The organism is Thermodesulfobacterium geofontis OPF15, assembly GCF_000215975.1.
Classification (GTDB): domain Bacteria; phylum Desulfobacterota; class Thermodesulfobacteria; order Thermodesulfobacteriales; family Thermodesulfobacteriaceae; genus Thermodesulfobacterium; species Thermodesulfobacterium geofontis.
This window is the reverse complement of the sequence record NC_015682.1, coordinates 797,054-811,707: the sequence shown is the minus strand read 5'-3', so window position 1 is coordinate 811,707 and position 14,654 is coordinate 797,054. Positions and strand designations below refer to the sequence as shown.

At 32.0% G+C, this 14,654-nt stretch carries 12 protein-coding genes; 8 read left to right on the top strand and 4 right to left on the bottom strand.

Translation table 11 applies throughout. From position 1 onward, the window contains the following. Positions 1-5 precede the first annotated feature (5 nt). A complete protein-coding gene (locus TOPB45_RS04260) occupies positions 6-1,388 on the top strand; it encodes a sigma-54-dependent transcriptional regulator (RefSeq protein WP_013909620.1) in 1,383 nt (460 codons plus the stop codon). Here TOPB45_RS04260 and tsaD read toward each other — a convergent pair. From tsaD to TOPB45_RS08565, 3 genes are read right to left on the bottom strand one after another with little or no spacing between them, the layout of a single operon-like run. Beyond that, positions 1,366-2,376 (bottom strand): tRNA (adenosine(37)-N6)-threonylcarbamoyltransferase complex transferase subunit TsaD, encoded by a 1,011-nt coding sequence (gene tsaD, locus TOPB45_RS04255; RefSeq protein WP_013909619.1) that lies wholly within the window; start codon positions 2,374-2,376, stop codon positions 1,366-1,368. The genes TOPB45_RS04260 and tsaD overlap by 23 nt on opposite strands. Positions 2,377-2,378: 2 nt before the next feature. Continuing rightward, a complete protein-coding gene (locus TOPB45_RS04250) occupies positions 2,379-2,966 on the bottom strand; it encodes a D-sedoheptulose 7-phosphate isomerase (RefSeq protein WP_013909618.1) in 588 nt (195 codons plus the stop codon). After that, positions 2,963-3,766 (bottom strand): YdcF family protein, encoded by an 804-nt coding sequence (locus TOPB45_RS08565; RefSeq protein WP_013909617.1) that lies wholly within the window; start codon positions 3,764-3,766, stop codon positions 2,963-2,965. The genes TOPB45_RS04250 and TOPB45_RS08565 overlap by 4 nt, the downstream gene beginning before the upstream one ends. 302 nt (positions 3,767-4,068) lie before the next feature. Here TOPB45_RS08565 and TOPB45_RS04240 point away from each other — a divergent pair, with 302 nt between their 5' ends. Beyond that, positions 4,069-4,362 (top strand): hypothetical protein, encoded by a 294-nt coding sequence (locus TOPB45_RS04240; RefSeq protein WP_041430331.1) that lies wholly within the window; start codon positions 4,069-4,071, stop codon positions 4,360-4,362. Positions 4,363-4,666: 304 nt separating this feature from the next. Further along, positions 4,667-5,461, top strand: a complete 795-nt coding sequence (locus tag TOPB45_RS04235) for a hypothetical protein (RefSeq protein WP_013909616.1) — start codon at positions 4,667-4,669, stop codon at positions 5,459-5,461. Positions 5,462-6,116: 655 nt separating this feature from the next. Here the strand turns inward: TOPB45_RS04235 and TOPB45_RS04230 are convergent. Continuing rightward, on the bottom strand, positions 6,117-6,431 hold the full coding sequence (locus TOPB45_RS04230; protein WP_013909118.1) for a hypothetical protein: 315 nt from the start codon (positions 6,429-6,431) through the stop codon (positions 6,117-6,119). Positions 6,432-7,053: 622 nt separating this feature from the next. Between TOPB45_RS04230 and TOPB45_RS04225 the strand changes: the two genes are divergently transcribed. From TOPB45_RS04225 to TOPB45_RS04205, 5 genes are all read left to right on the top strand, one after another. Beyond that, complete coding sequence (locus TOPB45_RS04225; RefSeq protein WP_013909615.1) at positions 7,054-10,275, top strand: PDZ domain-containing protein; 3,222 nt, start codon at positions 7,054-7,056, stop codon at positions 10,273-10,275. Then, positions 10,272-10,571 carry a hypothetical protein gene (locus TOPB45_RS04220; RefSeq protein ID WP_013909614.1) on the top strand — a complete coding sequence of 100 codons (300 nt, stop codon included), beginning with the start codon at positions 10,272-10,274 and terminating at the stop codon, positions 10,569-10,571. Before TOPB45_RS04225 ends, TOPB45_RS04220 begins: the two co-directional genes overlap by 4 nt. Positions 10,572-10,621: 50 nt before the next feature. Next, the gene (locus TOPB45_RS04215) at positions 10,622-12,217 is read left to right on the top strand and encodes a hypothetical protein (protein WP_013909613.1); all 1,596 of its coding nucleotides are present in this window, start codon (positions 10,622-10,624) and stop codon (positions 12,215-12,217) included. A 316-nt stretch (positions 12,218-12,533) separates the two neighbouring features. Then, positions 12,534-13,256 (top strand): SIMPL domain-containing protein, encoded by a 723-nt coding sequence (locus tag TOPB45_RS04210; protein WP_013909612.1) that lies wholly within the window; start codon positions 12,534-12,536, stop codon positions 13,254-13,256. 160 nt (positions 13,257-13,416) lie between these two features. Beyond that, entirely contained in the window at positions 13,417-14,649 is a 1,233-nt protein-coding gene (locus tag TOPB45_RS04205; RefSeq protein ID WP_013909611.1) for a serpin family protein, read from the top strand. The last annotated feature ends 5 nt before the right edge of the window (positions 14,650-14,654 follow it).

The window sequence follows — 14,654 nt, the reverse complement described above, 5'->3', positions numbered from 1 at the left end:
TTATAATGAAGGGTGAAATTTGGATTTTAGATGATGAAAAAGGTATTCTTGAAACCCTTGAAGATATTCTCAAAGATGAAAATTTTCAAGTAAGAAGTTTTCTTTGGGGTAAGGAACTTTTAAAAGAGATAAATTTTAAACAACCAAAGGTCATTCTTCTTGATCTGTGGTTAAAAGATATAGATGGATTTGAGGTTTTAGAAAAAATCAAAAAAACCTATCCAGAGGTTCAAATTATAGTAATTTCAGGGCATGGAAATATTGAGACAGCAGTAAAAGCAATCAAAATGGGGGCTTTTGATTTTATTGAAAAACCCCTTTCTTATGAAAGAGTTATTGTAACTGTAGAAAATGCTTTAAAGTTAGCTCTCTTAGAAGAAGAAAACAAAAGATTAAGAGAAAACATTTTTGGAGAAGTAAAACTTTCTGGAGTATCTCCTGCTATCCAAAAAATAAGAGAACTTATTTTAAAAGCAGCTCCTACAGATACCACTGTTTTAATTCAGGGAGAATCTGGGGTTGGTAAAGAGATAGTGGCAAAATTAATTCATTTATATTCAAAAAGAGCAAAAGAAGCTTTTGTAGAAATAAATTGTGCAGCTATTCCTGAAACCCTTATAGAATCTGAACTTTTTGGATATGAAAAAGGAGCTTTCACAGGAGCTCAAAGTTTTAAAAAAGGAAAGCTTGAATTAGCACATAAAGGAACCCTTTTTTTGGATGAAATAGGAGATTTAAGCCTTGATGCCCAAGCAAAATTATTAAGAGTTTTACAAGAAAAAAGATTTGAACGTTTAGGAAGTAATAAATCTATAGAAATTGATGTAAGAATAATTTCAGCCACTAATAAGGATTTATTAAAAGAAATCCAAAAAGGAAAATTTAGAGAGGATCTCTTTTTTAGAATAAACGTCTTCCCCATCTTTATTCCTCCTTTAAGAGAAAGAAAAGAAGATATTCCTATATTAGTAGAAGAATTTTTAGAAGAATTTAGCTATAAGATAGGTTGTGAGAAGAAAATTATTAAAAGTGATGCCTTAGAAGCTTTAATGGAATATGATTGGCCAGGAAATGTAAGGGAGCTTAAAAATTTTATAGAAAGATTAGTAATAATATCTTCTTCTTCTGAAATTAGTTATAAAGATTTACCTTCTGATTTTAAAAATTTAATAAAAAAGAAAGAAAGCTTGCAAGAAAATACAGAGCCATGGTTTAAAGAAAAAAATTACAGATTAGCTAAACTCCTTTTTGAAAAGGAATTTTTAAAAAGAAAGCTTCTTGAATACGGAGGAAATATTTCTAAAACAGCAAGAGAAATAGGTTTGGAAAGAGCTTATTTACAGAAAAAAATAAAGGAATTTAATCTCAAGGCTGAATTTGAAAATTAAATTTCTTAAAGATTGACCTTGCATAGGGTTCCTTTTCTAAAGTATCATAAAGCCCATTTTTCCATTTGTAATATCCCACTATTCCCACCATAGCAGCATTATCAGTACAAAATTCTGGAGAAGGAAAATAAACCTCAACCCCTTTTTGTTGAGCCTTTTCAGCAAAAGATTTTCTTAATCTTTGATTGGAAGCTACTCCTCCTACAACTACAATTCTTGAAATATTTAGTTTTTCACCTGCCCTTAGGGTTTTTTCTATTAGAACTTCACAAACTGCCTCTTCAAAACTTGCACATACATCCTCAATTTTATACTGGGGATTTGTTTTTAAATAATTTAAGACAGCTGTTTTAAGCCCTGAAAAACTAAAATCAAAAGTATCTTCTTCTAAAAGCGGTCTAGGGAAGGAAATAGCATTTCTATTCCCTTTTTCTGCAAGTTTACTTATAATAGGACCTCCTGGATAAGAAAGATTAAGGAGTTTAGCTACTTTATCAAAGGCTTCTCCAGCTGCATCATCTCTTGTATGTCCTAAAAGTTTATAATCCTCCCAAGAATTTACTAAAAAAAGAGCTGTATGCCCACCAGAAACAAGAAGTCCTATGTAGGGAAATTTTACTTCCCTTTCTAAAAATATAGAAAAGAGATGAGCTTGTAAATGATCAACTGCGAAGAGAGGAATTTTAAGAGCAAAACACAATGCCTTTGCTAACGAAACACCTACTAAAATTGAACCTATAAGCCCAGGACCAAAAGTTACACATACTCCCTTAATTTCTTGAATAGAAATTTTTGTTTCTTCTACTAATTTTTTTATAAGAGGAGAAAGAACCTCTAATTGTTTACGTGAAGCAATTTCAGGAACTATACCTCCAAAAGGAGAATGAAGAGCTACTTGGGAATAAAGAAGATGTTTTATTAAATTCCCCTTTTCAGAAAAAAGGGCAACTCCTGTTTCATCACAAGAAGTTTCTATAGCAAGAAGCATCTTTATTGAGAAAAAATAATTTCTTCTAAAAGTTCAGAAAAGATATGTAAAAATAAAAGATGTCCCTCTTGAATACGAGGTGTTTCAAAACTTGGGACTAAAATAAGATAATCACATACATCTTTCATTAATCCTCCATCTCCTCCACTTAAGCCCACTGTATATAAACCTATTTCCTTAGCCACCTTTAAAGCAGATATTACATTAGAAGATTTTCCACTGGTACTAATTCCAAGAGCCATATCTCCTTTTTTACCTAAGGCTAAAATTTGTTTAGAAAAAATTTGAGAAAAATCATAATCATTTGCTATAGCAGTTAAAATTGAAGTATCTGTAGTTAAAGCAATTGCTGGTAAAGGGGCTCTTTCTTTTTTAAAACGATTAACAAGCTCAGCAGCTAAATGCTGAGCATCCGCTGCACTTCCTCCATTCCCAAAAATAAGAATTTTTCCATTTCTTGAAATAACTTTTTTAGCAAGAAGAACCACTTCTATAATCTTTTCTGTTTCAAGCTCTATAAATTTCTTTTGAACTTCTCTTGAAGTTTCTAAAATATTAAAAATTTTCTTTTTTAAATCTATCTTTTTCATTTGAATTTCTCCAAAATAAAATATTTCATTTTGTAAAAACCTAAAGCTAAGTATTCATGAGTTGCTCTGTTAGTTAAATCAATATATAAATCATTAGGTAAAAATTTCCAAATACTAAAAGAGGGCTTACAAAGTTTATAACTATAATTAGTGGGATAAGGAATAGGATTTAAACCTTCTTTTTTAAAAAGATAGTAAGCTCTTGGAAGATGATAAGCAGAAGTTAAAAGTAAAAAGGGTGAATTCACATTTTTTTCATTTTTTAATAAATATTCTTTTAAAATTTTTGCGCTGGTAATAGTATCAAGTGGTACATCAAGGGCTTCAACTTCAAAACCAAAATTTTCAGCTAACATTTTTAAATAGGATGCCCCTTTATTATTTTTATCCTCATAGGAGCCACCTAAAAGTATGATTTTTTTGTCAGGATATTGTTTTTTTAATTCTAAAGCCTTCAGAAATCTTACTAAGGTTTCTCTAGAAAACCTTTCCTCAGGACTAAGAGTTTCTTCTCCGTATATTCTTCCAGTAAGAACTACTACATTTTTAACCTTTGCTATTTCTTCTTTTGGAGGAATAGAATAATTCTTTTCCAATTGTTTTAAAAGAAAATAAGGCAAAAAGGGAGTAGAAGAAAAATAATAAAGGAAAATAGCTAAAAAGAGTAAAAATCTTCTCCTACCCTTTCTTTTATCAAGAATTACATAGATAGAAATTAGAAGAAAAAAGATGAGGATTAAACTTGAGGGATAAAAGAGAAAAAGAAAAAATTTTTTAAGGGAAAAAGTAAAATTTGCCATATAGAAAAAATAAAAAGCGGGGCTGACGGGACTTGAACCCGCGACCTCCTGCGTGACAGGTGGAAATGAACAAAAGGAAAACAAGAAAAAACAACAAAAACGAAAAAAAAGAGACTGACAACAGTGACGACAGATACAGATTAAACAAAGCCGTATCTGTTGAGGTAAAGTTTTTGTAAACACAGCCACAAGTTTGCATTTTCACTAACTTTTCTAACAAGTTCAATTAAAACATCACATTCATTTTTGTCAAGTACAATTGGAGGCTGTTTCAAAATTTTAGTTTATATGATATTTTTGTAATGATACTAATTTTAGATGGGAGGTTTGAGGAGAAACACCTAAAACAAAAAGTGTGGAAGACTTTAAAAATATGCAAAGAGTCTTATCATAGCTTTATGGTTGTATCAAACTTTAATGGGACGCCCCTCACAGAGAAACGCTTGCTTTGGCTTCTCAACAAAACCTTCCTACCCCTTCTCTACAGGATTAGCGACTTCAGAGTTAAAAATTTGGATGAGAAGCTTTTAAAAGTTCTCATGGATGCGATAGACATAATTCAGAGGGTTTTAGAGCTTGGATGTGAGCTGTTATAAGAGTTAAAGAGACATTTAGAATGAAAATAAAGCATTCTTTAAGGAAGGTAGCAAAGGAGAACCGGGGAGAGGTAGGGAGGGAATAGATTTAGAATAGAGGGTTTATTTGGCTCAATAAAATTAAAGGTCGGGTGAGCCTTTAGGTAGTGAAAATATTTATCTAAAGATCATTTGTAGGAAAACCAAAAGTAAATGTTTTTTGAAATAGCCACACTAAAATTTTTGGCAAACCTATTATCATTTGATAAAATTTAAAAATTATAGTAGATTTCAAAATTAGATAACTTCAAGAGGGGAATAGAATGTGTTATCTTTTTTAGTAGTACTTTGGATTTTTCTATCTTTTAGTATTTCTTATGCTTTTGAGTATGAAGTTAACCTCGGTCCTGATGTGAGTTATATCACTTACAAAGAACCAGGTGTAATGAAAGAAAGAGGATGGTTTTATGGAATTGCTGGAGAGGGATATCTAAAATATCCTTTAAACAAGTGTTGGAACCTTGTTTCAGGGCTTGAAGCTAAATATGCTTGGTCAAGAGTTGATTATTCTTCAGATGAATCAGGTGATATGGATGGAATAAAAGATAGACTTTTTGAGGTAAGATTACTCTTAGGTGCTGAATGGTTTCCTTACAAAAACATTTCTTTCATGCCTTATGTAGGTTTTGGATACCGCAAACTTACTGATGATTCATCTGGAAAAGAAACAAACTTAGGTGCTTCAGGATATAAAAGAACCATTAGATATTTTTATGTACCTATAGGAATTTCTGGAGTATATTACATTAATCCCAACTGGAAAATTAAAGGCTATGCCGAGTATGATTACTTTATTCGTGGAAAAGTAAAATCATATTTAAGTGATGTTGATCCAGCGTCTTATGAAGATATAAAAAACACTCAAGATGATGGTTATGGAATAAGAGCTGGTGTAAGTATTGTAAGAAACTTTAAGTCTTTTGAGCTATCAGGTGGACCTTATGTTAAGTATTGGAATATAAAAGAATCTGATATTTCTTATGATAGTTTGGGAAATGGATGGATTGAACCTAAAAACCATTCAACTGAAACTGGTGCTACGTTAAGAATAACCTTTTAAAAACTGAATTGTATTTTTACACAATTAATGAGACTCTACCGAAAATGCCGTTTGATAAGTTTGATTAAGTTTGATTAGGTTTGATTAGGTTTGATTTGTTATAACCTGTTAAAATTTTTAGTAAAGCTTTACTTAACAAACAAGCTTTTTTAGTTTTCTCAGGTAAGGTTTCAAAGCTACATCTAGTAGTATCGATACTAAATGTCTTAAAGACCTGAAGTAGGGAAGGGCAAGGTTTGTTAAAAATTGAAAAGAAATAGTGGTTTTTCGTTGAAACCTACCCTATCTTAAGAAAAAAATGTTACAGAAGGTTTTGCAGTTGGAGTAAATTTGAGAATGATTTTACTGGACATTAATTTGAGCGATAACGGTTTTGATTTCTTTTTAATTTTTTGCCTTAATCTTCCTTCTCTTTCTGCTTTTACATTAGCCTGATGACATAAAAACAATAACAAGCCTTCAGCTTAATCAAAAAACTGTTAAAAATCTTTATACTCTTACAACTTAATTTTGAGATTATATGCTTTGAGCATATCAAAGTTAGGTGAGAAAAAATATATAAAAACGGTGACAAATACTAAAAAACAAAAAGGGACAGAAGGAAAGAAAGTGCCTTTCCCTCTGTCCCCACTTTTGCTAAAACAATTTAACAGACTTACTGAGAGGTTGCGTTTTCTGATCCAGCCTTTTTACGAATTTGTTTTTGCTCCTTTTTTTGTTCTTTTTGCTGTTGTTTTAGTTCTTTATGTTTTATAATTCTCGTCTTATTTTGAGCTTCTTCTTTAACAACCTGTCCAAATTTCTGTTTTTCATTTTTAGCTTCACTTTTTGCTTCTTCGCTAACTTCTTTACCTATCCCAGCACCTTGATAAGGTTTAGGACCAGCAGGCCCTCCTTGAGGACCCTTTGCATAAACTGCAGAAAATCCTAATAAAGAAATACCTGCTAAAAGAGCTACCAATCTTTTCATATCTACACCCCCCCTGTTTGGTTTTTTATTTATTAATTTTTTTTCAAAAAATATGCCCAATTTTTGAAGTATTAATCTCATCGAAAAGCTTAATTTTTCAATAAATTTTTAAGAATAAAAAAGAAAATTTTACAAAAAAATTGCATTTTTTGCACAATTATATGAAACTATAAGTTTAAAGTTCATAGTGACTTTTATTATGCATAAATTCCTTTAAAAAGGCTTCTCCATTTGAGGAAAAATTTCCCAATTAGGAAATAGAAAAGTAGGTTTTTTAATTTATAAAAAATTACTTTAGAAAGGACATGGTAGTTTAAAGTTATCAAGCATTGGGAAAGCTATCATACTCATTTTATTTTTTAAGTCTTTACACAATTAATGGGACACACACCCAGTTTAAGAGTATATTTTCTCATCTTTAATTTTTTACACCTTGAAAAATTTTATTTGTGTGCTAAAAATTTTTGAATGTTTAAGTTTACCCGCTCTACGGAAGCGCATTTATATTTTTCAACCTCCTGCTCATTCATTATAAGTCTTCCATCTTTCTGACAATTTTTATTTTAAAAACTTTTAATCACTCTGAATATATTTACTTTTAATTTGAAAAAGGAGATAACCCATGTTAAAAAGGTTTAATTTAATTTTATTTTTAACTTTTTTTATGGTTTGTATCTTCTATTCTTACTCAACAGGCTCTCGCAACCCTAGGTCTGAAGGGTTAAACAACAAAGGAGTGTATGTAGTTAACGTAATAGAAAGTTCTCCTGCGGCTAAGGCAGGAGTCTTTCCTGGAGACATCATTCTGTTGATTAACGGTCTTCCCGTGTCATCTGAAAATATAGAAAGTCTTTTGTTAGATGCAGTTAACACAGGGAAGAACCCTGTAGTTTTGGTGATTTTAAGGCAGGGTAAAACTTTATCTCTTTCGGCTAATATACCTAAAGAAAATCCTACCTTAGGGGTTACGATTAAACCGCCTCAAGAAATGTTATCTGTAGCCTCTGGAGGTTTTTCAGGAGAAAGGTTGATAGACAAAGCAAATAGGAAGGTAGACATTCCTGATAAAACAAGCCTTTTGGCTAAAGTTTCTTCATTTAACGTTTTAGATGGGGTTTTCATAGATAAAAATACAGGAGAAATTACCTTCGTAGGACATTATGACGATAGGTATAAAACCGGTCCTCTCCCTTATATACAAATATTGGATGAGGCCCTTACTTATCCATACCCTTATTTTTCTTTAGACCCTACGGAAAACACATACAAGGCATTGAACGAGATAAAGTCTATTTTTGACCGAGAGATGGAAAGGATAGCTAGAGATCATGCTTACGGAGCTAATTGGGTATCAAGTATACTAAAGGAAGTTTTGTATGCCTCTTTTCCCTTACCAGAAAAACAAATTCTTTTAGCCAGACTTAAAGCTTACTCTATAACTCCAGAGGAATTTAAGGCTTATCTGGATTGGGATCCTAAGTCTAAAAATTGGAGGTTTGATAATAGAGCCCAAATTGAGCAGTATGTAGCCCTGCAAAACTTTTTTTATAAGCTTTTCGTAGCCGCTGGCTTTGAAGGAAAGTATGGGGCAGCTGTGGTGCAGATGTGGGGTTTTCGCAGGTTTGCTGAGGTTTATGGTACAGATCATGCAGGACATTGGTTTAGAGAAATTTACGAGACGCTAGGAGTTATCGATGAGTTTGAAAAGATAAGAAGTGATTATAATTCTGGTAAGTTAAACGATAGGGAAGCTATTCGTCAACTTTTGTTTCTTTTTTACAAAAACTTTCTTAAAGGTATTGGGGTAAAAGAAAGCACCATAGATGAGTTGATAAAAAGGGCTCCTGCAGAAAAAGTTTTTGACCAAGAGTTAAGCGAATTTACCAACCGAAAATTAGAAGAAATTCAAACAGAAGTGATACTTAATATTATCCTAAATAATCTTGTTTTAAGCGATTCCTTTCTCAAAAAACGTTTTAAGCTTCCTCTTATCGAAACTAAACCAACATATGTTAATCTATCTTCAGAGACTTATATAGCTAAAACTTTTTTTTATGCAGACTATACGCTGAAGTATCTAACTACTCTAAATCTTGAAACAGCAAATCTTAAAGATTTCTATCCCTTCATTGCTTACCTTAATAAAAGGGTTGATGAAAAAGGGAAGGGTGGAGAGTTCCAAGGGATGAAAAGCGGTTTTGACCGTTATTGGCTTTTCCCAGGAAAAGTAGAATTAAAAGTGAGTCCTGATAACTCAGCTTTTTATTTTATTAAGTCAGAGGTTAAAATCGGCAGTGAACCTTTAACTTCAGGTATGCCTTCTTGGTATAACGATATTTTAAGGGAATACGTAGAGATTTTAACCGGTAGATATGAAGAGTTTGCCCAAATTTTTCCCTCATTACATACGATGAGAGAAATCCAAAAGGTATTAGCCTTAGCCAGATGGATAAAAGCTAATAACCTTAAGGTAGTCCTTCCTGCTTACCAAAAAGTAGATTTAGAGGGGCTTTCTGGAGTTTCAGGTGCTACTGTTGCCACTTTTAGTTATTCAAAAATACGGGATAGTTTTTCCTTTTTTGTCGAGAACCACGGAGGAGGGGTTGATTATAGAGAAAAAAGTAATGCGTGGATACAGGGAAATTATATAGAAACCAAGGATGCCCTTCATCAATTGGCAGCGAGCTCAGCCTTAGCAGAAAAGGCCCTAAATTCAGCCCTTGCAGGTGACCTAGAATCTGCCAGAGACTTTGCTGAAAAAAGCGCCCAAGCCATGGTAGGACAGATTGACCTTTCAGCCCTGGGAGCAAAGATAGGTCCTTATGTTCATCCAAAATTAAGTAATCTCCCTATAGGTTCCCAAGGGGTTTTAAATAAAAAGGTTTTGGAGGTAGTTTCAGCTAATTTAGATGCCTACACCCGTTTAAAAAGAGAAGTTTATTCAGCAGAAAGTATTAAAAATACTGAGCCAGAAAAGTATGAACTAATCTTAACTAAAGCAAAGGAAGAAGAGGCTAAGGTCAAAGCTTCTCTCCAGAAGCTTAACGAACTTTTAAGCTATTACCGACAGAATCCTTTAGACTATCTAACATTAGGACAAAAAATAGCCGAGTTAACACCTAATCAAACCTTAGGGATAGACCCAACGGTTTTAAAACAAAAACCGAAACCTGCGACGTTAGATGAGAGGGCTGAAAGCCGAGGAAGAAGCGAAAAAGAAAGTCTTTTGCCTGACGAAAAAAAGCTTAGAGAGGAATTGTCTGACCTTAGACATAAACTTTACTTGGCAAAAACCAACTTAGATAAACTAACTAAAGGGATGTTAGAAAATACAAAAGAGTTTGAAAGCTGGAGGGAGGAGACCGAAAAAGCTATTTCGAGAAGTGAGGAACGGTTTAAAGAGATAATGTTAGACATATTCCAGGATAGTTTGTTTAAGCAGTTAAAGAAATACTTTTCAAAATCTTCAGATAGGGTAAAAGAACTTGAGCGGTTTAAACAGCTTTTAAACACCAAGGATTATACTGACTGGGCTTCTGTGGAACAACATACTTGGGAAGATATAGCCGAAGGTGTGGTTAAGGCGATAAACGCTATGCCAGGTATTAGTGATACGGCCCAAGACTTGGTGAAAGTTACTTCTCATTTAATTAACACTGGCTATGACGTAACAGTTGTGTTTATTCACTGGAGGAAGATGAAGGAGTTTGAGAAGAATTTAGATCTTTACTATAAGGCGGTGTCAGCCCAAAAAGAATACATAGAAAAGACGATGAAGCGTATAAAAGAGATAGAAGAGGAGTTACAAAAACTTAACCAAAAATCACAAGGAGGTCTGCTATGAAAAAATTATTAAAAAACTATGTGGTTAGTATGATGTTTTTGCTGAGTGTTTCAGGGATAGCTTATAGTGTAGATTCTGCCTACGATCAAGCTACTGGAACTTCTGGAGATAGTTGGAGAGCAAAACAAGATTCTACATCACCTGGGAACTATAAAGATTTGGATAGCTCTTGGGAAAGAGCAAGAAAAGAAACAGGCCAAGGGTTTGATACAGGCCGGTCAGGAAATTTGAGAGGAGGAGGCGAACAATATATACCTACTCCTCAACCTAAAATTGATAAAAATCTATCAAAATAACGTGAAAAATTAAATTTACTAAAAATAAAACGAAATATGAAGATTCAATTATGAAAAAATTAGCTAATTTATTAATTCCTTTTATTTTTTCGTTTATAGTATCATTAGCTATAGCTTCAGAAAATTCAGAAAAATTCGATTTTTTAAATGAAAAAACTATAATGAATTTTTCTTACCGTTTAAAATATTCCGAAAAAGCAGTCACATTAAAAGATGGTAAATATGAATCTTCATTAATACCTGGTAATGAGAAGGATATTAAAAACTATCTTAAGGTAAAAATAGAAAAATATAATATTTTTACATTGAATGAATTAAATAGAAAAATCTCTTGTGCTATAGTTATACTTTCCGAAAATTTTGGTGGAAGTGGCATATTCTTTGAAATAACAGCTCTTGTGAATGAAAATGGCAAAATCATACAAACTAATTCAATTGAACTTGGAGATAGAGTTATAATAAATGATTTAAAATTTCAGCCAGGATTTGTTACTTTTCGAGATAGGGAGAGAGACTCTATATATTTAACACTTCTTACCCACAAAGAAAATGACCCCTCTTGTTGCCCAACCAAACAAGAAATACTTTGCTTTACTTTAGTAAGAGACAAAAATAAAGAAATAAAATTATTAACCTGCGAAGAAGCTGAAGAAAAACATCCTTTACCAGTTGTAAAAAAGCCAGCTCTTTATCTTTATCCTACAAAGACTAGACAAATTGAAATTTATCTAAAGCCTAAAGGGTGGCTCACAAAAACAATTCCTTCTTATAATGGTATTTGGTTGGTTAGAGCCAATCCGAAAGGAATTATAGATAATAAGTATGAGTATTTATTTTATGAGGTAGCTTTAAATAGTCCTTTAGATTTACCAAAAGAAGGATGGGTAGTTAAAACAGAAGAACTAAACCAATGGTTTGATAAAACATTATCTAAATTAGGTTTAAAAGAAAAGGAAATTAAAGATTTTAAAGATTATTGGTTAAAAGAATTAAAAGGTTATCCATATTTTAAGATAAAAGTATTAAGCCAAAAATTTTTGAATGATAACTTAGCTATTCGGATTAAGCCAAATCCAAATAAAATGATTAGAGTTGTTTTAGCTTTTGAGGGTATTAAACAAGAAGAAAAAATAACAGAGCCTATCATTAAAACTCCCAGAAGAAAAGGATTTACCGTGGTTGAGTGGGGAGGCATATTAATAAATGAAGGGAATAATTCAGATATTAAGCCATTTATTGAACTAAAAATAGATCCATCGAATATTTATTCACGTTTATTAACTTCTCAAAAGGTTTATTGTGCTAAAACTGAACCACTGACGAGCCTTCTTGTTGATGGTCGTGTTTCAATGCTTTTAGAACCTGGTTCTTGTTTTATGGTTGAAAAGGATACGATGTTTGAACCTAAGAATAAAGAATTTGTTATTAATTTACTTAAAGGCAAAGCTTCGGCTACCGTTCTTTCAGAAAAATTTTATGTTGAAGATAAAATTCAAGATTTGAAGGAAGAGACCTCTGTTATTGAAGTTGAGAAACACTTACCTGGAGTAGGTGTTCGTATTTTTTTCCGTATACAAAATGGACCTCCAATTGAAGTGGAACGAGGGACAATTAATTTGAGCACTTCAGATCAAAAACATAACTAAAAGAAGTTGAGTCATGAAAAAGCTATTATTAGTTAGTTTAACTTCTTTTTTCGTGATAGTTGTATCTTGTAATTTGAGTTTTGCTAATAGTTCATCATCCAATTCTTCATCTTCCAGTTCTTCTTATAGCACTACATCATCTGAGAAGAACAAATATAAAAATGTTATTCAGAAAATTGAAGATAAAATAAAAGAATTAGAAAAACCACATTTTAATATCAAAAAAATGGAGCCATAGGTATTAGAGGATAGTAGTAGAGAATAATTAACATTTTGAAAATATGTTGTATCTAATTCTATAATTAGGAGGTAAATTATGAAAAAAACAGCCCTTATTAGTCTTGGTATTGGTTTATTATCTTTGTTTAATGTTAGTAAAACTCTAAGCGAAACAAATGTTGATTCTAAAAAAGTTACTAGAGTTAGTATAGTTCTTGAGCATAAAAGAGAGCTTCAGCCTGATATTCTAAGCCTTAGGGTTAATATTAAGATTAAGACTGATAAAGAAATAGATGCGATTAATATTCTTGGAGATGTGGATAAAAGGATTAGAAAACTGGGATTGAATTATAAAGGTGGTAATTACAGGATAGAACAAAATTGTTGGTGGACAAGGAAAGGACAAGTATGTGAGGGGGTTAACGGTTATATCTCCTATAACTTTGAGCTAAAAGATTATAAAGAACAGAACGAGCTTTATGAGACTTTAAATAAAATAACAGAAACCTATCCCAGCTTAACTTTTGAAGTTTCGGAACCTGTATGGATTGCTTCTCAGAAATTAACAGATAAGGTGCAGAATGAAATCAAATTAGAATTAATCGAAAAGGCTCAAGACTTTAGAGAAGCCTTAACTGAGAAGTTAGGTAAAACTTGTCGTATTACTTCTATTAGTTTCTCTACAGAGCGTTATATTCCTATTGTTTTTCGGACTACGATGTTAAAAAGCACTCAAGCTTCTGATATTGAAGCTCCTGAACCTAAGAGGGATGAAAAAACGATAGAAGTATCAGCAAGCGTAGATTATTTATGCGAATAGCTTTAATATGTGATTATTTCACAGAAAAAGAGAATGTTTTCTAAGTCATGAAATACCTTTAGAAATATTGGCTTTTATGGTATGGATAACAATAATGTTAAAATTGCAACCGGAGCTTGATCATTTATTAATACCCAATTAAAAATTAGGAGGTTTAGCTATGAAAAAGTTAGTTAACGTATTTTTAATGGTCTTAGTAATGTTCTTTTGTAATATAGCTATGGCAGATACAGACAACGATTTAAAAGTTGTATCACAGGGTATAAACAAGTTTAGTTTTGATTTATATAAAAAACTAAAAGATAAAAATAAAGAAAAAGATAAAAATAAAGAAGAGAACCTCTTTTATTCACCTGCTAGTATATCAATTGCTCTTGCAATGACCTATGCTGGAGCAAGGGGGAATACGGAAAAGCAGATGGCTAATGTATTAAACTTTACTCTTCCACAAGATCGTCTTCATCCAGCTTACTCTAAGCTAATTGAAAATTTAAAATCTAATAAGGATTATGAACTCAGTATTGCTAATGCTTTATGGTTGCAAAAGGATTATAAGTGTCTTCAGGCATTTTTAAATATAATGGAAAAATATTATAAAGGTGGATTTAACGAAGTAGATTATAAAACAAATCCTGAAGGTGCACGAATAAAAATTAATGATTGGGTTTCAAGAGAAACAAAAGAAAAGATTAAAGATATATTAAATCCAGGAGATATAACAAAACTTACAAGATTGGTGCTTACAAATGCTATTTATTTTAAAGGAAAGTGGCTAACAGAATTTGATAAGACGGCTACGAGGGATGAAGATTTTTATTTAATAAATGGCCAAAAAACTAAGGTTAAAATGATGTTCCAGGAAAACAGGTTTAATTATTACGAAAACGACGATCTTCAATTATTGGAGATACCTTATAAAGGTAATAAAATTTCAATGGTTATAATCTTACCAAAAGTAGGAAAGTTTAAAACAGTTGAAAATATGATGGATGAAAAGAAATTACAAGAGTGGTTGAAAAGTGCTACGGAAAAGGAAGTTAAAGCATATATTCCAAGATTTAAATTTACACAAAGGTTTGACTTAAGTGAAGATTTGTCTAAGATGGGTATGGAAGATGCTTTTGACGAAAATAAAGCTGACTTTTCAGGGATTAATGGTCGAAAAAATGATCTTTATATAAGTAAAGTTATTCACAAAGCATTTGTAGATGTAAATGAAGAGGGAACAGAAGCTGCAGCAGCTACCGCTGTAATAATATTTACAAAATCAGCACCAATTATTGAAAAACCAGTAATATTTAAAGCCGACCATCCTTTTATCTTTTTGGTACGTGATAAAGAGGCGAGCTCTATTTTGTTTATGGGAAGAGTTATGGACCCCAATAAGGAGTAGAATAA

What these genes read in the sequence shown, in the direction of transcription:
- TOPB45_RS04260 (WP_013909620.1), top strand. Translation starts at nt 6, where the DNA reads ATGAAGGGTGAAATTTGGATTTTAGATGATGAAAAAGGTATTCTTGAA.
- tsaD (WP_013909619.1), bottom strand. Translation starts at nt 2,376, where the DNA reads ATGCTTCTTGCTATAGAAACTTCTTGTGATGAAACAGGAGTTGCCCTT.
- TOPB45_RS04250 (WP_013909618.1), bottom strand. Translation starts at nt 2,966, where the DNA reads ATGAAAAAGATAGATTTAAAAAAGAAAATTTTTAATATTTTAGAAACT.
- TOPB45_RS08565 (WP_013909617.1), bottom strand. Translation starts at nt 3,766, where the DNA reads ATGGCAAATTTTACTTTTTCCCTTAAAAAATTTTTTCTTTTTCTCTTT.
- TOPB45_RS04240 (WP_041430331.1), top strand. Translation starts at nt 4,069, where the DNA reads ATGATACTAATTTTAGATGGGAGGTTTGAGGAGAAACACCTAAAACAA.
- TOPB45_RS04230 (WP_013909118.1), bottom strand. Translation starts at nt 6,431, where the DNA reads ATGAAAAGATTGGTAGCTCTTTTAGCAGGTATTTCTTTATTAGGATTT.
- TOPB45_RS04225 (WP_013909615.1), top strand. Translation starts at nt 7,054, where the DNA reads ATGTTAAAAAGGTTTAATTTAATTTTATTTTTAACTTTTTTTATGGTT.
- TOPB45_RS04220 (WP_013909614.1), top strand. Translation starts at nt 10,272, where the DNA reads ATGAAAAAATTATTAAAAAACTATGTGGTTAGTATGATGTTTTTGCTG.
- TOPB45_RS04215 (WP_013909613.1), top strand. Translation starts at nt 10,622, where the DNA reads ATGAAAAAATTAGCTAATTTATTAATTCCTTTTATTTTTTCGTTTATA.
- TOPB45_RS04210 (WP_013909612.1), top strand. Translation starts at nt 12,534, where the DNA reads ATGAAAAAAACAGCCCTTATTAGTCTTGGTATTGGTTTATTATCTTTG.
- TOPB45_RS04205 (WP_013909611.1), top strand. Translation starts at nt 13,417, where the DNA reads ATGAAAAAGTTAGTTAACGTATTTTTAATGGTCTTAGTAATGTTCTTT.